The 21461-nt window shown below is 46.1% G+C and carries 19 protein-coding genes; 16 read left to right on the top strand and 3 right to left on the bottom strand.

All coding sequences use genetic code 11. The features are described from left to right. The first annotated feature begins 9 nt into the window (after positions 1-9). From ruvB to yajC, 5 genes are all read left to right on the top strand, one after another. Complete coding sequence (gene ruvB, locus J2Z66_RS40540) at positions 10-1017, top strand: Holliday junction branch migration DNA helicase RuvB (protein WP_209979503.1); 1008 nt, start codon at positions 10-12, stop codon at positions 1015-1017. A gap of 127 nt (positions 1018-1144) precedes the next feature. After that, positions 1145-3307, top strand: a complete 2163-nt coding sequence (locus tag J2Z66_RS40535) for a SpoIID/LytB domain-containing protein (protein ID WP_209979501.1) — start codon at positions 1145-1147, stop codon at positions 3305-3307. Between the two features lie 17 nt (positions 3308-3324). Further along, entirely contained in the window at positions 3325-4404 is a 1080-nt protein-coding gene (gene queA, locus J2Z66_RS40530) for a tRNA preQ1(34) S-adenosylmethionine ribosyltransferase-isomerase QueA (RefSeq protein ID WP_209979499.1), read from the top strand. Positions 4405-4420: 16 nt separating this feature from the next. After that, positions 4421-5560: a tRNA guanosine(34) transglycosylase Tgt gene (tgt, locus tag J2Z66_RS40525; protein ID WP_209979497.1), complete on the top strand. Its 1140-nt coding sequence runs from the start codon at positions 4421-4423 to the stop codon at positions 5558-5560. A 15-nt stretch (positions 5561-5575) separates the two neighbouring features. After that, positions 5576-5890 (top strand): preprotein translocase subunit YajC, encoded by a 315-nt coding sequence (gene yajC / locus J2Z66_RS40520; RefSeq protein WP_209979495.1) that lies wholly within the window; start codon positions 5576-5578, stop codon positions 5888-5890. Positions 5891-5957: 67 nt separating this feature from the next. Here the strand turns inward: yajC and J2Z66_RS40515 are convergent, their stop codons facing one another. Together J2Z66_RS40515 and J2Z66_RS40510 are read right to left on the bottom strand one after the other, a co-directional pair. Further along, entirely contained in the window at positions 5958-6794 is an 837-nt protein-coding gene (locus J2Z66_RS40515; protein ID WP_209979493.1) for a phosphatase PAP2 family protein, read from the bottom strand. 99 nt (positions 6795-6893) lie between these two features. Further along, on the bottom strand, positions 6894-7283 hold the full coding sequence (locus tag J2Z66_RS40510; RefSeq protein WP_209979491.1) for a TIGR04086 family membrane protein: 390 nt from the start codon (positions 7281-7283) through the stop codon (positions 6894-6896). A 225-nt stretch (positions 7284-7508) separates the two neighbouring features. On the opposite strand from J2Z66_RS40510, the gene J2Z66_RS40505 reads away from it, so the two are divergent. Further along, positions 7509-8195, top strand: a complete 687-nt coding sequence (locus tag J2Z66_RS40505; protein WP_245376213.1) for a DUF421 domain-containing protein — start codon at positions 7509-7511, stop codon at positions 8193-8195. 32 nt (positions 8196-8227) lie between these two features. On the opposite strand, the gene spoVB is transcribed toward J2Z66_RS40505, so the two are convergent. After that, positions 8228-9796: a stage V sporulation protein B gene (gene spoVB / locus J2Z66_RS40500; protein WP_209979490.1), complete on the bottom strand. Its 1569-nt coding sequence runs from the start codon at positions 9794-9796 to the stop codon at positions 8228-8230. Positions 9797-9959: 163 nt separating this feature from the next. Between spoVB and J2Z66_RS40495 the strand changes: the two genes are divergently transcribed. The 10 genes from J2Z66_RS40495 to ltrA form a co-directional block, all read left to right on the top strand. Then, a complete protein-coding gene (locus J2Z66_RS40495; RefSeq protein ID WP_312895030.1) occupies positions 9960-10337 on the top strand; it encodes a post-transcriptional regulator in 378 nt (125 codons plus the stop codon). A 113-nt stretch (positions 10338-10450) separates the two neighbouring features. Further along, positions 10451-11683 carry a protein translocase subunit SecD gene (gene secD, locus J2Z66_RS40490; protein WP_209979488.1) on the top strand — a complete coding sequence of 411 codons (1233 nt, stop codon included), beginning with the start codon at positions 10451-10453 and terminating at the stop codon, positions 11681-11683. Beyond that, complete coding sequence (secF, locus tag J2Z66_RS40485; RefSeq protein WP_209979486.1) at positions 11673-12581, top strand: protein translocase subunit SecF; 909 nt, start codon at positions 11673-11675, stop codon at positions 12579-12581. Before secD ends, secF begins: the two co-directional genes overlap by 11 nt. Before the next feature lie 71 nt (positions 12582-12652). Next, positions 12653-13600 (top strand): cation diffusion facilitator family transporter, encoded by a 948-nt coding sequence (locus tag J2Z66_RS40480; RefSeq protein WP_209979484.1) that lies wholly within the window; start codon positions 12653-12655, stop codon positions 13598-13600. A gap of 49 nt (positions 13601-13649) precedes the next feature. Next, the gene (gene recJ, locus J2Z66_RS40475) at positions 13650-16076 is read left to right on the top strand and encodes a single-stranded-DNA-specific exonuclease RecJ (RefSeq protein ID WP_209979483.1); all 2427 of its coding nucleotides are present in this window, start codon (positions 13650-13652) and stop codon (positions 16074-16076) included. 21 nt (positions 16077-16097) lie between these two features. After that, a complete protein-coding gene (locus J2Z66_RS40470; protein ID WP_209979480.1) occupies positions 16098-16610 on the top strand; it encodes an adenine phosphoribosyltransferase in 513 nt (170 codons plus the stop codon). Between the two features lie 179 nt (positions 16611-16789). Next, positions 16790-18970 carry a RelA/SpoT family protein gene (locus J2Z66_RS40465; protein WP_209979478.1) on the top strand — a complete coding sequence of 727 codons (2181 nt, stop codon included), beginning with the start codon at positions 16790-16792 and terminating at the stop codon, positions 18968-18970. Between the two features lie 14 nt (positions 18971-18984). Next, positions 18985-19437, top strand: coding sequence for a D-aminoacyl-tRNA deacylase (dtd, locus tag J2Z66_RS40460; RefSeq protein WP_209979476.1), 453 nt, complete (start codon positions 18985-18987; stop codon positions 19435-19437). A 63-nt stretch (positions 19438-19500) separates the two neighbouring features. Beyond that, positions 19501-19674: a hypothetical protein gene (locus J2Z66_RS40455; protein WP_209979475.1), complete on the top strand. Its 174-nt coding sequence runs from the start codon at positions 19501-19503 to the stop codon at positions 19672-19674. Positions 19675-20256: 582 nt separating this feature from the next. Beyond that, on the top strand, positions 20257-21461 hold a 1205-nt coding region (gene ltrA, locus J2Z66_RS40450), incomplete at its 3' end, for a group II intron reverse transcriptase/maturase (RefSeq protein WP_209979473.1).

The following is a 21461-nucleotide window of genomic DNA, read 5'->3' as shown; positions in this document are numbered from 1 at the left end:
GGGAATTCCATGGATGACCGGATCATTTCTGCCAATTTGATGATGGAGGATCAGGCTGTGGAGTTGAGTCTGCGTCCCCGTTATCTGGCTGAATATATCGGACAAGCACAAGTGAAAGATAATTTGAAAATCTACATAGAAGCTGCCAAAATGCGTCAGGAAGCGTTGGATCACGTGCTCCTATACGGTCCTCCGGGACTCGGAAAAACAACGTTGTCCAATATTATCGCCAACGAGCTTGGCGTCAACGTAAGAACGACCTCTGGTCCAGCGATCGAGAGGCCTGGGGATCTTGCTGCTATTCTGACGAATCTTCAACAGGGAGATGTACTCTTCATAGATGAGATTCACCGCCTTCACAGAACCGTGGAGGAGGTGCTTTATCCGGCGATGGAAGATTACGCCCTGGATATTATGATCGGAAAGGGTCCGAGCGCACGCTCCGTACGTCTGGATTTGCCGCCATTTACGCTGGTCGGTGCTACAACCAGAATCGGTCTGCTGTCTTCTCCGCTCAGAGACCGCTTCGGCGTCGTTAGCCGTCTCGAGTACTATACGGTTGAGGAGCTGACCTATATTGTGAGTAGAACCTCCGATATTCTGCAGGTGCAGATCGTCGGGGAAGCAGCGAGAGAAATTGGCATGCGCTCCCGGGGAACTCCGCGGATAGCCAACAGGCTGCTGAGGCGAGTCCGGGATTTCGCTCAAGTCAAGGGTGATGGAATCATAACAGTTGATATAGCTAAAGCTTCTCTCAGACTCATTCAGGTGGATGACCTCGGTCTTGACGAGATTGATCATAAGATGCTTCGCGCCATTATTTTGAATTTTCAGGGCGGTCCAGTCGGATTGGATACGATTGCGGCAACGATCGGAGAAGAAAGCCAAACGATTGAGGACGTCTATGAGCCGTATCTTCTGCAGATTGGCTTTTTACAGCGAACACCGCGAGGACGGACCGTAACTCCGCTGGCTTACCGCCACTTGGGATTGCCTATTCCAGGCCAACAGGATTAGCTGGAAGTAGAATCTCTTACCGCTGCTGCAAAGCGGGAAGAGATTTTTCTTTTTTGCTGGCAAAACTTCCTAGGATTACGTGCGTCTAAGTTACTAGAATGCTAACGAGAGTGAGGACTTTTTTCCAATGAAATGGCTTACATTGTTTTCCCGCAAATCCGCCTTAAAGCTTACTGCAGCAGTAGTTACAGCAGGTTTTCTTTCTTTTCTTCCCCAGCCTGCCCATGCTGCCATCGAGAAATTGGACAATATCCGTGTTGCCTTTTTCATTAACACACCCAAATATAGCGCAATAAAATCAGCTGTTACACTAACGTCCACAAGTGGGCTGGATGTTGGAATACGTGATGCAGCGGCTGTTACAAAAACATGGGTGTCACTTACAGGACCAGCTACAGTACGCAGCTCTATGGATCAGTTTGGTGTCCTTATGCTTGAAACTACTAATTTTACAAATGCTAAGGCCCTTTATAGTAAACTATCAGTAATGGCTGGGGATTCCTATATCATTAGCCGTCAAAAGCAAGGCAAGCCTTCCTATCAAGTTTTTTATGGAAGCTATGGAAATGTTAATGAAGCTTTCTCTGCCAAGGAACAGGCCATGAAAGATCCCAATGTTGCGGCGCTGGCTAAAACGGGTGTGCCTGTCATTACTGGACCCTTTCATCTTCAAGCCGGCACCTATGAAACGGAAGCTGAGGCAGCTAATCAAGTGAATATCATTTCCCAGGCTGGTCTGGATGCAGATGTAGCTATTCAAGAGGACATTATGGGAAGCGGGAAGCTTTTCTACTCGGTGTGGATCGGCAGTGAGGCTACCGAAGAGCAGCTCGGCCTAGTGAAGCAGAAAGCAGCCCAGCTGATGCCGAATCTGCAGCTTCAGCCAGCAAACACAGCTTCTCCTTACTTGCTGCAGAAATGGGACGTCACAGCGGACACTGCAGGCACTTCACTAGTCCCTCATTATGCAGCCGGAGGATTGAATGTAAAGGCCTGGATTCATCCTAAGCAATCGGGTATTACTGTCAAAGAACGGGCAGGCCGCACTTACAGAGGCGACATAGAATTAAGTACATATAACGGCAAGCTTGCCGTAATCAACGAAGTTCCTTTTGAACAGTACTTATACGGAGTTGTTAGCTCTGAGTTGGGCGCCAGTTGGCCGCTGGAAGCTCTTAAGGCACAGGCTGTCGCTGCCCGTACGTATGCACTAAGCTTAGGTATGAAGTATGGGATTGCCCATGTCAGCGATACGACGCTGGATCAGGTTTATGGCATCCAGAAGGAATTTACCAATGCAATTAAAGCAGTTGATGACACAAATGGGGAAGTATTGGTGTATAATGATGCGCTGATCCAACCTGTGTATTCATCCAATTCCGGTGGGGTAACAGCTGATCCTTCAGAAGTTTGGGGAAACCCGGTCCCCTATCTCAAAAGTGTGTCCAGTCCGGATAGTGGGGCTGAAGCGGGTCGTGCAAACTGGTACAACGTGAAGCTTAGTAACGGGAAAACCGGATATGTGAATGCCTCCTATTTAAAAAATACAGGGACAAAAAGTGCTGCAGGGCTTCCTCTGTATACTGCGACAGAAGCCCAGGTCAATGTCCGGCCGGCCCCTTTTGTTGATGATTCGGCGAATGCCGGATTCTATAAATTGAAAGATAAGGAGCAAGTAGAGGTTCTGGGTGAACAGAAAGAATCAAATCCATATTCCTGGATTCGCGGTCCTTATGATGCTTCCTTCCTGGAATCAAAGCTTTCAGCGGCGGGCGTGAAGCTGCAAGGCGGATTGAAAACTCTCGAAATTTCGAAGAGAGGCCCTTCGGGACGGGTTATGGAGATAAAAGCTAATGATCAGGTCGTCAAAGTACAATATCCCGATGCTTTCCGAACGCTGCTAGGAGGGCTTCCCAGCACCCGGTTTGAAATTGTGGAAGCTGGCAGTTATAATGTAGGAGGGGTAGGAATTAACATCCCTGGCAGTGATAACAGTGGAGGCTCCATGTACGTATTGAGTGGTACACAAACGGCGCCTGTTGAAACAGACAAAACAGAGATTTATGCGATCGGTGGATCAGGAACAGTAAGTCCTCTTTCCAGCGGCGGCGGTGGTAGTAATACGAGTGAAAAGAAGATTAATATTGGCAGCAAGCAAATCTTAATTAGAGGAACCGGCTTTGGCCATGGTCTTGGCATGTCCCAGTGGGGCGCAAAAGGCTTTGCGGAGCAAGGCTATGATTACCGTAAAATACTCCAAACTTATTATAGTGGAGCTAACATAATGTAAGGACTGAAAAATACTAGATGAACGTATTAGACTTTGATTTTGTATTGCCTGAAGAATTAATTGCCCAATCGCCACTTGCCGAACGGACAGCATCGAGATTGCTTACTTTAAATAAAGCGACCGGGGATATCAAACACCAGCAGTTTGATGATCTGATCCAGAGTCTGGAAGCCGGGGATCTGCTCGTGATGAACGACACACGAGTGATTCCAGCCCGGCTTTTTGGCGTGAAATCAGATACTGGCGCCAAAGTTGAGGTGCTGCTGCTCAAACCGTTGGGTGAGGACCGCTATGAAGCATTGGTGCGTCCGGGTAAACGCCTCAAGTCAGGAGCAGTTATGGAGTTCGGCGGTGCTACGCAGCCAGGGGGAATGCCGCTGCTTTCGGCCTTAGTCGAGGATGAAGGCGAGATGGGTGCGCGGGTGCTGCATTTCCGCTATTCAGGCATTTTTCATGAATTATTGGACAAGTTGGGGCAAATGCCGCTCCCACCCTATATTAAAGAGCAGCTAACTGAGAAAGAGCGCTACCAGACCGTATACGCCAAGCATGAGGGGTCTTCAGCCGCACCAACGGCAGGACTTCACTTCACGAAAGCTTATTTAGATAAGCTGCAGCAAAAAGGTGTGCGCATTGCTTTTGTTACTCTTCATGTGGGGCTTGGGACGTTCAGACCTGTTTCTGCAGATCAAGTGGAAGAGCATGAGATGCATGCAGAATACTATGATTTATCAGCAGAGACGGCAGCGCTTGTCAACGAAACCCGTGCTAACGGTAAAAGGGTCGTAGCCGTAGGTTCTACATCCGCGCGTACATTGGAGACCGCTGCTAGGCTGGTCCTGGCAGCAGGGACGACTGCAGCAGATCAGAAGCTTAAGCTTGAGGCCTGCCAGGGCTGGACAGATATTTTCATATATCCAGGCTATGAATTTCAAATTGTAGATGCTTTACTTACCAATTTTCATCTTCCTAAATCGACGCTGCTTATGATGATCAGCGCTATGGCAGGAAGAGAAAACATACTGCGTGCATATAAAGCTGCAGTGGAAGATCGCTACCGCTTTTTTAGCTTCGGGGATGCGATGTTTATTTACTAGACGGGAAGTGAACCAATTGACAGCAGCAGTAACATATGAGCACATTAAGACGTGCAAGCAATCAGGAGCAAGATTAGGTCGCGTGCATACACCGCACGGGATCATAGAAACACCCGCTTTTATGCCCGTAGGCACGCAGGCGACTGTAAAAACGATGAGTCCGGAAGAGCTTAAGGAAATGGATGCTCAAATAATATTGAGCAACACGTATCATTTATTTATCCGGCCTGGACATGAGCTGGTGCAAGCTGCTGGAGGACTTCATAAATTTATGAACTGGGATCGTCCTATTCTCACAGATAGCGGTGGTTTTCAAGTATTCAGTTTAAGCGGTATCCGCAAGATTACCGAGGAGGGTGTCCAGTTCAAGTCCCATCTAAATGGGGATAAGCTGTTTCTTTCTCCTGAAAAGGCTATGGAAATTCAGAATGCTCTAGGTGCGGATATCATAATGGCTTTCGATGAATGCCCACCCTATCCCGCTGAATATTCGTATATCAAAGCCTCACTGGAGCGGACAAGCCGATGGGCTGAAAGATGCTTAAGCAGCCATGCCGGGAAGGAAACTCAGGGATTATTCGCCATTATTCAGGGAGGCATGCATGAAGATTTGCGCAGATTAAGCGCTGAGCAGTTGACTTCCATGGATTTCCCGGGGTATGCTATTGGTGGACTGAGCGTCGGAGAGCCTAAACATTTGATGTATGAGGTTCTTGATTATACGACTCCACTGATGCCCGTGAATAAGCCTCGCTATTTGATGGGAGTGGGTTCGCCAGACGCTTTGATCGAAGGAGCTATTCGCGGTATTGATATGTTCGATTGTGTGCTGCCTACCCGCATAGCGAGAAACGGCACCTGTATGACAAGTTCGGGTCGTCTAGTTATCCGTAATGCGAAGTATGCGAAGGACTTAGGACCTTTGGATCCCGAGTGCTCCTGTTATACTTGTCGGAATTATAGCCGCGCTTACATTCGTCATCTAATTAAAGCGGATGAAACGTTCGGTATAAGACTGACTACCTATCACAATCTTCATTTTCTGCTTCAGCTTATGCGGGATGTAAGGAAAGCTATATCGGAAGATCGGCTGCTCGATTTCCGCGATGCCTTTTTTACCAGCTACGGGCTTCATGAGAATGAAAGAGGATTTTAGGAAAGGAGGATCAACATGTTTGAATTAGCAACCGAAACAGCTGCAGGTGGGTCAAATTTATTAATTACATACGGACCGTTAGTGCTTATGTTTGTAGTTTTGTATTTCTTACTTATCAGACCCCAGCAGAAGAAACAAAAAGTTCGTAATCAAATGCTGAGTTCTCTGAAAAAAGGCGACAAAGTTACCACGATCGGCGGTCTTCATGGAACGATTTTGGAAATTACGGACGATATTTGTGTGCTGCGCGTGAATGATGCGACGAAGCTAACCTTTGATCGTTCGGCTATTAATTCCGTAGCCAAAGAGAAAGAACTAGAAGTGAAGTAATGGAAGACAAAAAAAAGGTGAGAGCATGATACCAAGCTCTCACCTTTTTGTTATTCTGCTATTCTGGTTAACCTTTTTTTGCACGCTGCTCAATCAATGATCTTTGGGTTGAGAAGGAGAAGCGCCCTTCACTTATCCGCATTCCGATTCTTGCTGCAGCTACACCAAGCAGCACTCCTGCACACATATCGGTCAGCCAATGGATGCCAAGATAGAAAATCGTGAAGATAATGAACGCTGCAGAGCAGGGTACGAATATTTGCCAAAATTTGTTGCGGCTGTGAAAAGCAAGCACGGCCAAAGTGACGGAAATAGATGTGTGCAAGCTTGGGAAGCAGTTATCCAGTCCTGACAGCGGCCTGTATTCTGTTTCAAATGAAGGAAACACATCATTAATCAGTAAGGACACATTAGGACGGAAGGACCAGACTTCATTCACCGGGAAAAACAAGTAGAATGGAATGGCGACGATATAATTAAACATGATAGCATAGCAAAGCGCATAAAAAAGCTTGTAGTTTTTCTGATACGTATAGATTAGTATGGACGCAATCATAAGTGCAGGGAATACGACAACATAAAAGAAAGTAGCTACATACGTAAGTGTATCGTTGTGGAAAAAATGCTGAATGGAAGCCGAGAAATCGCCTTCGATTTTATAGATCGAGCTCGTAAAGTCGTGGCGTGGACGCATTGATTTTTCAATGCTAAGCTCCAGCTTGTTAATGAACAGAATCCCGATCACGCCGATAAAATGAAACAGAAACTTGCGGGATGTAAATATCTCCTGAACGAAGCTGCCCGCGGCGTAAAAAGGATTTTTGCGAAGCGAGAACAAAACCAGAAAAAAAACAACAAATACAATGTAAACAGTTACGGTTGTCATGGATTGAAATGGAACCATATTGCGCCCCCTATAAAAATGTAAATATACTGCTGTAAAATAGCTCATGATATTATAACACATTTATAGGAGGAATTGATTACTTTATTAAATTTGGGTTTATTTACGGGTATTTACCCCAAGAATGCCTCCTAGAGCGCCTGCGGACAATAATAGGGCAAACAGTCTTAGAGAATGAAAATTCAATTGAACGTTATAAGCCAAAAATCCAACGACAAGTAAAAGAACACAATAAAAAATGGCCAATAAGCCTCCGTGATACCAGCCTCTGCTGCCAGCCCGCTTGCCTGAAACCCAGGCTCCAATAAATAAGGAAACACTGTGGACTATAGCTGTTAAAGAAGTGAGCGAGCTCTCCTGAGTACTGCTAAGCAGCAAGACTAGAGAAGTTAAAAGCGTCCCTATTACCATCATCGATAATGCATATACAAGTCCGGACAATAAAGGGGAAGACAAGTGGGTTTGGCTTACCTTATTCGTCGTATTCATTCACACCAGTCCTTTCAATTGGATAACTATTCATTATCACCATTGTATGGCCAAGCATCACTGATTAGTACAAACTTTTATTCTTTTTTGGGAATAGGATGGAGGGTGTGTTTCTTACCTTAGATGTCAAAAATTGAGTCATTCAATAAGGGTATGAGCAAGGGCATGGGCGGTGAGAATACAATGGGAACAAAGATGAAATATGATCGTCAAGGAGGGATCCATTTGGAATTTTGGACCATATTTCTGCGGACAGTGCTGATTTACTTTGTGGTCTTTCTGATGCTGAGGATTATGGGCAAAAGAGAAATTGGCAAGCTATCCTTATTTGATCTGGTCATTTCCATTATGATCGCAGAGATTGCTGTCTTTGTGCTTGAAGATGCCCATAAGCCACTTGCTGACGGACTTATCCCGATGGGGACTTTGGTGCTTATTCAGATCATCATAGCCTACATAACGTTAAAGAGCAGAAGGATACGCCTGCTTTTTGAAGGAAAGCCAAGCGTACTTATTGAGAACGGCTCACTTAACAGGGAAGAGATGAAGAAGCAGCGCTATAATCTGGATGACTTGCTGCTTCAGCTGAGACAAAATAAGGTGTTGAATGTATCGGATGTGGAATTCGCAATACTTGAATCAACAGGCAAACTAAGTATTATTGAAAAAGATCGTGAAAATGGAAAAGCTGGCAATGAGCCGGAAGAGTTTCCCGGAAAGGTCCGTTTAGAAGGACTCCCACTTCCTTTAATTATGGACGGCAGGGTACAGGATGACCATTTGGAGCAAATAGGAAAAACCAGGTTTTGGTTAAAAAATGAGCTGCAAGCTTTGCAAGTATTTGATTTTAAAGAAGTCTTTTTTTGTTCGATCGATCATCGGGGCAAATTGTTTGTAGATCGCAAAAAATAACAGGGGACAATATGGTAATTGAGGTTCGTTAATTATGGACGAATGATCTTTTTCCCCAGGTTGATTAAACGGCTGACATCGGAAGGAAGAATTAGGCGCATCAACCAAATGAACAGGACGTACACAACACCTCCAACCAAGCAGGCGGATAAAAAGCGCAAAAGTGGAATGCCGCTCCAATTCATATACATTGTTAAATAACAGCTGATCCCGGAAATAACCATAGCGACAAGAACTTTAAAAAAATCGGTAATCTGCATTCTAAAGTTCAAAAGACGGACAATACTTCTCCAATGCAGCAGCGTAATAAGCACAATATTTACATTGATAGCAAGGACAGCACCAAGAATGCCGATATCCGGCTTACTAGCCAACCAATAAATCAGTATAAGCTTAACGCATGCTCCTATCAAAGTGTTGACTAGTGCTGATCCTGGTTTGTCCAGGGCTTGCAGAGCAGCTTGTAAAGGCGCCTGAAAATAAATGAATAATGCCACCGGGGCCATCATTTTAAGCATGATACCAATATCGGGCTGGTTATACATATACTTGCAAATCGGTTCGGCCAGTACGTACATGAGAACAGCGAATGGCGCACCTGTAATTAATGCCAGACGCAGGGATTGGTGCAGCCTTTGATGAACCGTTACCATATCTTTTCGGGCAGCCGCTTCACTTAAGGAGGGGACCAGAGAGACGGAGAGAGAGAAGGTAAGGGCGCTTGGTAGTAAAAGAATGGGAATGATCATTCCTTGCAGGGCACCATACTGTGCTGTTGCAACGGCAGTGGAAATGCCAGCTATGGCCAGACTTTGTGTAATAAGAATGGACTCCAGCAAGTAAGAGCCTGCTCCGATTAATTTACTGGCAGTCACTGGTATCGAAATACGAAGGATACGGCGCAAATTAGAAAGTCTTCCCCCTGTTTTAGAGGTACCGATACTGACCTTGGCCAAAGGCCTTGTTTGACGCTTGCTGGACCGATAATGCAAAAGAAGCATCAACATCCCGCAAAATTCGCCTGCCATCACGCCGATCATCGCTCCAGCAGCAGCAAATTCAATCCCATAAGGAAGCATCATATAGGCAAAAACGAGTACCATCACAATGCGCACTAACGTTTCAACAATTTGCGAAACTGCGGTTGGTATCATATTTTGCTTGCCCTGGAAATAGCCGCGCAGCACGGAAGAGACCGCAACCATAATAATGATGGGACTCATGCAGATGAACGTCAGGTATACCCGGGAATCCGTCAGCAAATGAGTGGTAATCCATTTGGAGGCGAGCAGGCATATCAAAGTGAAGACTATTCCCATGGAGACTGACAACGTTAGCGAGATTTTGAGAATGCTGCGGCTTCTCGATTCATTCCGCTCGGCCTCAGCCTCGGCGACAAGCTTGGCAATGGCGATCGGGATGCCGCCTGTCAGGAATGTCAAAATAACAATTAGAAAAGGCCAGCCCATTTGATAAAGCCCTACTCCTTCGGCTCCTATAACCCGCGGCAGTGTGATTCTGGGAATGAAGCCAAGAATCCGGTTCATCACGCCAGCGGCCAGGAGAATCAATGTACCTTTGATAAACGACTGCTTGCTCAACGTGCATTCCTTCTTCCCTCACAGCGTATATACATAGATATGCGGGATGTGGTCAAGCTCATGCTAACATTTTATGGACATGCCGCTCCGGTTTGCAGGAAACTTGTATAACCGCAGCGAATTATAATGTACAGGATAAGTTTTACATCGAGGAGGGGTAATGATGAGCGACGAAGATAATGATGGGAAGCAGTTGGATGACGATTCCTTCGATGCTCAAATGGGTGCGCAATTGGATGCTCAAGTGGAAGACAAACATGTGGCAGAAGCTCTAGAAGAGGAGATGGAGCCGGAGCCGGCTTTGTCAGAGGTGGAGCTAAATGAGGTTATTAAGAGTTTATGCCTCAGTAAAGTGGAGGAATTTAAACTATTAGGCTATGAATACGTTAGTGGTGAAGAAATATGGGAATGTGTGAGTGATCGATATCGTAAAACGGGAAATCCTGCGCTTCATGAGATTGTAAACGACATTATGTCGCTTAAATCCACAAAGTTTATGAATTGGCTGACGATGAGCGCTTTGAAAGGAGCCCAATTTTAAAGAAAGGGCTTATTTTTTTTGCTCATTTTTTACTTATTAGAGTATCAAATTGACTCGTTTTTAGCGCATGAGTATAATAGGAATATTGAGAATGGAAGGGAGACAAGCAGGTAATGGATTTTAAAAGGATTCTGTTCTTCTTCTTGGCCATTATTGTCACACTGGGTGTGGCTGCATGGACAAGTCCGGGACTTGTAAAAGAAATCAGATTAGGCTTGGACTTAAAGGGTGGGTTTGAAATTTTGTACGTGGCGGAGCCCATTGAAGCGGGACAAGCCGTAACGACAGAATCACTGAATGAAACCGCAAGAAGTCTTGAAAAACGTGTGGATGACCAGGGGATTGCTGAGCCTGAGATCACAACGGAAGGGAAAGACCGCATTCGTGTGAGAATTGCAGGAGTTGCCAACGAGGAAGAGGTTAGAGCAACGCTGAAGAAGCCTGCAGAATTAACATTCCGGGGGCCAGACGGGACGAAGGAATTGCTGGGAAGCGATTTTGTCGTAGGCGGAGCTACACTTGGCTTCGACGAAAACAATCGGCCGATGATTCAAGTTAAGGTCAAAGAGGCCGAAAAGCTGAAGCAAGTAACAGAGAAATTGCAGGGCAAACCGCTTGCCATTTATTTGGATGACAAAGAGCTGTCCGCTCCTGTAGTCCAAAGTATTATCCCTAATGGTATAGCTACCATTTCTGGTAATTACACATTTGACGAAGCCAAGAGCTTAACAGATACGATCAATTTGGGAGCCCTTCCGCTGAAGCTAACGGAGAAATACTCGCAGGTTGTAGGAGCATCCTTAGGGCAATTGTCTCTTCACCAAACGGTGGAGGCAGGCTTGATCGGATCGATTATTATATTGCTGTTCATGGTGATTTTCTACCGCGTTCCAGGTTTAGTTGCCGCTTTTACACTGATTACGTACACTTGGCTGCTACTACTTATATTTGATTTGATGAATGCAACGCTTACACTGCCAGGTATTGCCGCGTTTGTACTCGGAATAGGCATGGCCGTGGATGCCAACATCATTACTTATGAGAGAGTAAAAGAAGAGATTAAAAGTGGTAAGAGTCTTCTTTCTTCTATGAAAGCCGGATCCAAGCATTCCTTCCGTACGATTATGGATGCTAACGTCACAAGCTTGATTTCAGCGTTTGTGCTTTATTCCTTCGGTACTGGAGCTATTAGAGGTTTTGCCGTCATTACCATATTGAGTATTGTACTCAGTATCTTGACGAACGTCTTTTTGGCCAGACTTATGATGCTGCTGCTGATCAAGAGTGGTATGGTCAAAAAAACCGGGTACTATGGTGTGAAGGAGGCAGATATTCGTGAACTTTAAAAAACAGTTCGATTTTGTAAAAAACCGTAATAAATTTTTCGCTGCCTCCGTTATTCTTTGTCTCATTGGGCTTGTAGCGTTATTGATATCCGGATTAAATTTGGGTGTAGATTTCAAAGCAGGAACTTCGATCGATATTTCGCTAGGCCAGGCAGTTACTAAAGAAAAGGCCAATCAAATCTTTACTGCTGCCATTGAACGGGAGCCTTCAGTTTTAACTATAGGCGGGGACAATCAGGACCGTGTATCCGCGCGCTTTGATGAAGTGCTAAGTGACGATAATGTCCGCAAAGTTCAAGATGCTTTTAAAACAGAGTTTGGCGAAAATGTGTCTCAAGAAGTAAACACCGTATCTCCTGACATAGCGAGAGAGCTAGCGCTTAAAGCGCTGTACGGAGTTTTGATTGCCAGCGTCGCTGTCAGTATTTATGTCAGCATTCGTTTCGAGTGGCGTTTTGCAACAGCAGTAGTTATTACTACACTGTATGATGCATTTGTGGTTATCGGCTTGTTCGCCATTTTCCAGCTAGAGGTGGATTTGCCGTTCGTAGCAGCCATATTGACAACAATAGGTTATTCAATTAATGATAAGATCGTTATTTTTGACCGGATTCGTGAGAATCAGCGGTTTACGAAAGTTAAAACGGATGAAGATTTGTCAACCATGATTAACAACAGTATCTGGCAGACAATGTCTCGTAATATCAATACGGTAGTAACCATATTAATTGCTGCAATTTGTTTGTTTATATTCGGAAGCGAATCGATCAAATTGTTTGCTCTCGCTAAAATTATCGGTTTGGCTAGTGGTGCTTATTCATCCATCTGTATAGCCAGCCCACTGTGGTTCCTGCTTAAGAGCAGATCCAATAAAAAGAAAGTGAAAGCTGCTGCATAAATGAAATAATTATCAATCAGCCGCGTGAGTGGATTCCGCGGCTTTTGTATCCGTCCAAAGGAGTGGCTCTTGTGATTGACAAGCGTTTTCAAAAGGCAGCATTTGCTGTCTGGATAGGGATAGCCAGCAATATTGTCCTTGCTGTATTGAAAGGGTTCGTTGGTATAACAGCTGGCAGTAAAGCTTTACTTGCCGATGCGATACATTCGGCCTCTAATGTGGCAGGCTCTTTCACCGCACTTGTCAGCATACGTGCCGCGAAGCTTTCTGCCGATGAAGATCGTCCGTATGGGCATGGGAAAGCCGAAGCGGTTGCCTCGATCCTTATCTCTGTATTGCTGTTAATCATAGGTATAGAGCTTGGTGTATCTGCCGTCAAAGCACTCTGGGCCGGAGTGGATTCGGCTCCCCCAGGCTATGCTTTAGGCATAATCGTCATCTCTTTAGTAGTTAAAGAAATCATATTTCGTTATAAGTATCATGCAGGTAAACAAACAGGTTCCCAGATAACTAATTTCCGGGAACGGCGCTTTGATATTATTTCCGCATTATTCGCTGTACTAGGGGTATCAGGAGCTTTAATAGGGACATACTGGGATTTGCCGTTTTTCTTTTATTTCGATCCGGCCGCAGGGTTGTTTATTTCCTTGCTGATACTTAAAAAGGGCTACAATCTGGTTAGGGAAACCATTCACAAGACGCTTTATCAGATGCTGCACCAGGAAGATGCTGCAGAGCTAATAAATACTGTGCAGAGGGTGAAGGGTGTAATTTCTGTTGATGATCTGACAGCCAGAGAGCATGGGCACTATGTGATCGTAGATATGAAAATCAGTGTTAATCCCAAAATATCTGTACTAGAAGGGCATGACATAGCCAGATTGGCTAAGCAGCAGTTAATGAAACGCTTCATACACATCACAGATGTATATGTCAGAGTAAATCCTTACGATCCGGGTTATCCCTATAAGAATAATATGGATTCGGAGCACGATGATTACCCCACGCTGGTTCATTAATCATTCTCACCTTTCCTTGTAGGTTGAGAGCTCTAAGGAGGGATGTCCGGTGCTAAGCTCCAAAGCAAGATGGAAGCTAGGAAATGCCGAAGCAATACTCGCCGAGGAATTCACTCGCACATTAGGTATTGATCCGTTAGTCGCAAGGTTGTTGGTTCTTCGAGATATCAGTACGATTGAGCAGGCTGAGCTGTTTCTGAATGGGGGAAGGGATCATTTTCATGATCCCTTTCTGCTGGACGGAGTACGCGCTGCTGCTGACCGGATTTTACTTGCTATTGAGCGTCAGGAGCTCATCCGAATTTACGGGGACTACGATGCAGATGGCGTTAGCGGCACATCGTTAATGGCGCATTTGCTCAAAGGAATGGGAGCGACGTTTGATACTTATATTCCGCACAGAGTGCGTGAAGGATATGGCCTTAACCGAAACGCTGTCGATCTGGCTAAGGATCAAGGCGTTTCCTTGCTGATTACCGTGGATACGGGGATCAGCGCATGGGAAGAGGCGGAGTACATACGGCAGCTTGGAATGGATTTGATCGTAACCGATCACCATGAGCCTCCTGAGCGCCTGCCTGATGCTATAGCCGTGATTAACCCGAAGAAGCCTGGATGTACGTATCCGTTCAAGCATCTCGCTGGCGTAGGGGTTGCACTTAAGCTGGCACATGCTTTACTCGGCAGATTGCCCGAAGAGCTGCTGGAAATAGCAGCCATTGGCACGGTTGCCGATTTAATGCCGCTTGTAGGAGAAAATCGGCTGATTGTTAAGCTTGGTCTTGAGCGCATGCAGAAATCGGCTTACGCGGGCATCAGAGCGCTTCTGGGCGTTGCCGGGATTGAGCACAAGGAAATAACGGCAGGCCATATCGGATTTGCGCTGGCACCTCGCATTAATGCCAGCGGCAGGCTCGATAGTGCTGATGAAGCAGTGAAGCTGCTGCTGACTCATGATGATAGAGAAGCTGAACGAATTGCATATGAGCTGGATGCTTTAAATAAAGAACGGCAGCGTATTGTGGAAGACATTACGAAGGAAGCTATGATTATGGCCGGGGAGCAGCTGGCTAAAGGGCTGGATAAGGTCATTGTTGTCGCCAAGGAAGATTGGAATGTCGGGGTTGTAGGCATAGTTGCTTCCAAAATTGTTGATGCCTATTACCGTCCTGCGCTGGTCCTCAGTAAAGATCCTTTAACAGGAATGGTCAAAGGCTCGGCCCGTTCGATAACCGGGTTCGATATGCATCAGGCTTTAACTGAATGTAAGGATTTACTCGATCACTATGGAGGGCATCAGGCAGCGGCCGGAATGACACTGGAGGAGAAGCATCTGGAAGCCTTCACAAGCAAGCTTAATGAGCTTGCGGGAAGCTGGCTGACAGAGGATGACTTTACTCCTATTCTACAGGCGGATGCGGCCTGCAGCTTGGCTGAGGTTCCCATTTCCTGCATCGAACAGCTGGAACGGCTAGCTCCATTTGGAATGAGCAATCCGACGCCCAAATTTATTTTTACAGATATGGCACTTGAGGATTCCCGTACTATGGGCAGAGAGAAGCAGCATTTAAAGCTGGTGCTGTCACAAACGATGGATGAAATAAGCAGCTCGGTGGAAGCAGTTGGCTTCGGCAAAGGAAGTTTCGCAGAGCATATTACGCCTACTGCTCGGCTTGATATTATAGGGGAGCTGTCTATTAACGAATGGAATGGCACCAGGAAGCCGCAAATTGTTATCCAGGATATGCGCATCCCTCATCTGCAGGTTTTTGACTGGCGGGGGACAGTGAAGCCGGAAGTGAGGCTAGCAAGCTTGAACGAAGCTTTGGCTGATCGTGCAGACACGGAGGCTAACAGTGCGGCTGTGATACTTTTTGAAGAGATGGAACTAGAGGGCTACTTGCACCAAAATCCTTTAGCTGACAGCTTCGCTTTATGGCTTCTTAACCCCGCAGGAGAGCTTGTGCCAGTTAATGAAAGGGCGTTAGAGCGCCCACTGGAAGATTGTCACGATCTTGTTCTATATACAGCGCCGGGAAGTGTCCAGGATCTGCAGTTGATTCTCGGCAAGGCCGCTGCAATCCGACGGTGTTATGCCATTTTTGCAGAACGCAAAAAGGAAAGCGGAGGAGCCATTCCCTCGCGGGATATGTTTAAGCTGATGTATGGGACACTGCTGGAGCAAGGCGAATGGGATCTGTATAATAAGGGCATGATGCAGTCCTTCTGCAAACGCTCCGGGCTCTCCTCGGCCATGGTTGAGTTTATGATCAGCGTATTTGAGGAGCTTGAGTTTCTAGAACGGTCAGGCAGTCGCATCAAGCTGCGAAAGTCCCCGGTCAAGAAGGATCTGTCTACCTCCCGATTGCTTAAAAAGCGTGAAAACCGTCAAGATGTCGAAGATATCATTTTATATTCCACAGCCAAAGAACTTGAACAGTGGATCACACAGCAAATTGAACGAACTAAACAATAAAAAAATCCTGGAGGAAACGCTATGAGCTTTAAAGAACATATTCGTGTTATTCACGACTATCCGCAGCCTGGAATTCGGTTTAAGGACATCACGACGCTGCTGCAGAACGGACCCGTATACAAAGAGGCCATTGATGAATTAAAGCAGCTGGTTTCAAAATGGGAGATCGATGTTATAGCAGGACCGGAGGCACGGGGGTTTGTAATTGGAGCTCCGCTTGCTTATGCACTTGGCGTCGGGTTCATTCCGATCCGCAAGAGCGGCAAGCTGCCCGGAGAGACGATCGAAGCCGACTATGCGCTGGAATATGGCAAAGACAAGCTGGCCATGCATAAGGATGCTATTAAGCCGGGGCAAAAGGTGCTGATCGCAGATGATCTGCTTGCTACGGGAGGAACCATTCAGACCTCGATCAACTTGATTCATCAGCTTGGCGGTGATATTGTAGGCGCTGCATTCCTGATTGAGCTCTCTTACCTGGATGGAAGATCGAAGCTGGACGAGTTGGATGTTGTTTCATTGATGCAGTTTTAATGAATTGAAGAGGAAGCCCTATGAAATCAATTGATTTTTAGGGGCTTCTTTTTCCAATATATGTGCATTTTCTGGGTTGCAGGCGCTTTTTTCTTGATGGAGTAGGGTCAGGCAGTTGACGTAGGGCCTGCGTTGAAGGCATAATGAATTAAAATCGATTAAAGGGAATGGATAGATTCATGGGTATAGAGCAGCTACTGGAAAAGGCGGCAGCCTATCTGAAAGAGAATGATTTGCTCAAAATCCGGGAAGCGTATGAATTTGCGGATAAGGCTCATCACGGTCAAGTGCGCAAGTCAGGGGAGCCATACATCCTTCATCCCTTAGCCGTTGCCGAGATTTTGGTAAATATGCAAATGGAAGTGACGTCGATTATAGCGGCGCTTCTTCATGATGTTGTTGAAGACACTACAGTTTCACTGGAAACTGTACTTAATAAATTTGGCAAAACCTGTGCCATGCTGGTTGACGGTCTGACTAAGCTGGAGCGCATCCAATTTAAGTCAAAAGAAGAGCAGCAGAATGAGAATTATCGCAAAATGTTTGTTGCCATGGCGCAGGACATCCGCGTGATCTTGATCAAGCTGGCTGACCGGCTGCATAATATGAGAACGCTGAAATACCAATCGGAAGAAAGCCAGCGGCGGATTGCCGAGGAAACTCTGGAAATTTTCTGTCCAATTGCACACCGTTTAGGGATTTCCACCATCAAGTGGGAGATGGAGGATATTGCCCTCCGTTATCTGAATCCCCAGCAGTATTACCGGATCGTGAATCTTATGCAGAAGAAACGTGCCGAGCGCGAGCAGTATATCGAAGATGTTATCCACAGCATCAAGGAAAAGCTTGATGAAATGGGTATCCAAGGCGATATATCGGGCAGACCTAAGCATATTTATAGTATTTATAAAAAAATGAGCTCGCGCGGAAAACAGTTCAATGAAATCTACGATCTAATGGCGCTTCGTGTCATTGTGGACGGCATTAAGGACTGCTATGCTTCGCTGGGCATTATCCATACGCTTTGGAAGCCGATGCCTGGGCGCTTTAAAGATTATATCGCTATGCCCAAGCCAAATATGTATCAATCCTTGCATACGACGGTCATTGGACCGATGGGGGAGCCTCTTGAGGTACAGATCCGCACCTGGGATATGCATAGGACATCGGAATACGGGATCGCTGCGCACTGGGCATACAAGGAAGGCTTGATTGTCCCTTCGGGCACTTTTGAGGATAAGATGAACTGGTTCCGTGAAATTCTTGAGCTTCAGCATGAAACGAGCGATGCTTCTGAGTTTATGGAGTCTATGAAGATGGACTTTTTCTCCGACCTGGTGTTTGTATTTACACCTAAAGGGGAGGTCATTGAGCTGCCTGCAGGCTCTGGTCCTCTTGATTTTGCTTACCGGATTCATACAGAGGTAGGAAACAGAACGATTGGAGCCAAGGTTAACAGCCGGATCGTGCCGCTGGATCATAAGCTGAAGACCGGCGATATTATTGAGATATTGACCTCCAAGCACTCCTATGGCCCGAGCCAGGACTGGATCAAGATTGCTCAATCCTCGCATGCGAGAAGTAAAATTAAGCAGTGGTTCAAAAAGGAGAAGCGTGAAGAAAACGTAGAAAAGGGTAAGGAAGCGATCGAGCGGGAATTGAAACGCCTGGCGATTGATCCGCCGACCTTGATGACGAATGAAAACATGCTGGAAGCAGCGAGAAAATACAATTTTAACGATATAGACGACATGCTTTCCGCAGTCGGATTTGCAGGAATTACCGCTGCGCAAATATGTACCAAGCTGACGGAGAAGATGCGCAAGGAAGCTGAAGAAGCGCAGGTGCTGCAGTTAACCGGCGAGGTCAAAGAGGTCAAGGCAGCTCCATCTGAGCACAAAAGCCGTCCTACGAATGGGGTTAGAGTTAAAGGTGTGGATAACCTGCTCATTCGGTTCGCGCGCTGCTGCAACCCGGTTCCAGGCGACCAGATTATCGGCTACATTACCCGCGGCCGCGGCGTTTCTGTTCACCGCTCAGATTGTACGAATATTCCTTCAAGCGAAGGTGAAGAAGAGCGTGTTATCGAAGTAGAATGGGCCGATGTCGTCGAATCCAGCTTTAATGTGGAGATCGAAATTACCGGTCACGACCGTCGGGGCTTGCTGAACGAAGTGCTGCAGGCGGTTTCGGAAAGTAAGACGACAATGTCAGCTGTATCCGGCCGTTCCGACAAAAATAAGATGGCGATGATTCATATTACGATTTTGATCAAAAATATTGATCATTTGCAAGCCGTAGTTGAAAAAATCAAGCGTGTAAAGGATGTCTATTCTGTACAACGCATTATGCAGAGCTAGGAGTATACCCATTTATGCGGATAGTCGTACAAAGATGCAAACAAGCAGAGGTTTCCGTCGCTGGCAAAGTCATCGGCCAAATTGGACAAGGCTTAATGCTGCTGGTCGGTATTGCCCATGAGGATTCCGAGCAGGATGCCAAGTATTTGGCGGAGAAGCTGGCCGGATTACGGATTTTTGAAGACAGTCAGGGCAAAATGAATCTCTCGGTTAGCGAAATAAATGGACAAATATTGTCTGTATCGCAGTTTACTCTTTATGGTGATTGCCGTAAAGGCAGAAGACCGAACTTCATGGCTGCGGCCAGACCGGAGCTTGCGTCCCCCCTCTATGACCGGTTCAATGAGCTGCTGCGGGCACAGGGCTTACAGGTGGAGACGGGGGCATTTGGGGAAATGATGGACGTATCGTTAATTAATGATGGCCCTGTCACACTTATACTTGAAAGCCCAGTTAACACGAATTAGCATAAAAAAGACTTTTTCTGACCAGACTAGACAGATAAACTGGCTACAGAAGGAGCACCTGAAATGCATCAAGCAAACAAGCAAACGATATTAACGTCTCCAGAAAATCAAGTTCTGCACGCGTCATTCTCTGAAGCGCTTCAGCAGTCATCTGCACTTAGTGATGTGGAGATAAGTGCGGAGTTCACTTCCGTTCAGGAGAAGCTAAAAAACGTTACTAAAAAAGCATACCGATAACAAAATACTTTATAAGAATAGACGTCATTCGACGTTTTTTTTTTATGAAATGCGCGCCTAGCCAAGCTAGGTACAACTAATTGATGAAAGATCAATCGAGGTAAGAGCCAAGTCGCCTCGTAGCTGACAGGCAACTGGTGGAGAGATTCTAAGGTTGAAGCCCTGTGACAAAGAACTCCGCATGGAGTGCGAGCAAAATAGCAGGCCGTAACATCAAGTGAATCCTGCCGCACCGTCAAAAAGAACCTGTAAAGGACAAGAGGGAGTCGAGCCTCGATTTCATGGGCGAAGACCATGGAACGCGTGAAGCCCTTGGAAGTGCAGCGCGGAAGAACCCTCCGGTGTAAGGGGATCGGCATGCTATGAAAGTTGTGCTTGGAACTAGGGAGAACCTAACCCGCACGAAAAAAAAAAAAAAAAAATTTTTTTCGTAAGTAGCGGACTTATAAGCCCGAAAGGTGAAATGGCGAGCTGCGGGAAGGAAGTCGGAGGGGATTGTAGTACCTGTGAAGCAAGGACAACAAAACCTTGTGGAGGGAAGAGTCCCTGCTTTGTTCAAGTAAGTTAAGGAGGTACGAGTGAGTGAATGCAGTCAAAGCTGCTAACTACACCAAAGTAAAAGCTCAAGAACTTCAAGACAAGCTATATCTTGCCGCCAAGGAAAATCCGAAGCGTAGGTTTCATGCGCTCTACGACAAGATTTATCGGGAAGACATCCTATGGGAAGCATGGAGACGGGTGAAAGGCAACAAGGGAAGTGGAGGCGTTGATGGGATAACCATTGACCATATTGTAAAGGGATATGGGGAAGAACGATTTGTCGCAGAAATCCGGGAACAACTGATCTTGGGCACGTATCACCCATTGCCAGTCAGGCGCAAGGAGATACCGAAGCAGGATGGAAAACTTCGCCCGCTCGGAATCCCCGCTATAATAGATCGTGTGGTGCAAATGGCAACAAAACTGGTGATCGAGCCGATCTTTGAGACAGATTTCAAGGAATGCTCGTATGGATTCCGCCCAAAACGGGATGCCAAAGGGGCAATCCGACATATTCGCCGTGCCGTGAGGAAAGGTGTTTATTGGGTAGTGGATGTAGATATTGCCGGATATTTCGATAACATTTCACATGAGAAATTGATGAAGCTTGTGGAGCAGCGACTAAGCGACAGAAGAATACTTAAACTTATCCGGAAATGGTTGAAGGCAGGCTTCATGAAAGATGATCAGTTTCACGAAACTGACCTCGGAAGCCCGCAGGGTGGTGTCATCAGTCCGTTACTTGCGAACATCTATCTGAACTACCTCGATACCATCTGGGAAAACAAATTCACTGAACTTGGCACACTCGTCCGCTACGCGGACGACCTGGTCATCCTATGCAAAACCAGGGAGCAAGCCCTGAAGTCAATCGATGTACTGAAGGCTGTATTCGGGAAACTTGAACTGCAGATGAATACGTCCAAATCCAAACTGGTCAACCTGTGGGATGACAAAGGAGGATTTGACTTTCTGGGCATGCATCACCGAAAGATTCCAAAACAGGTCAAAGGACTAGATCATTATATCCTGCGAAGCTACCCCTCGAAGAAAGCTATGAAGAGGATGAAGGAGAAGGTCAAAGAAGTCACAGAGTCACGTAACCGACTATTCTGGACAATGAACAGAATGGTCGAAGAACTTAACCCCAAGATACAGGGATGGAGAAACTACTATGCGATGGATGCCTTTGCTGACCTTTTCTTAAATAAAATCGACTGGTACATTCGAAAGAGGCTGACGTTGTT

Origin of the sequence: Paenibacillus eucommiae, from assembly GCF_017874215.1 — a bacterium.
GTDB classification, from domain to species: Bacteria; Bacillota; Bacilli; order Paenibacillales; family NBRC-103111; genus Paenibacillus_AI; species Paenibacillus_AI eucommiae.
This window is presented reverse-complemented; position numbering and strand designations above follow the sequence as displayed.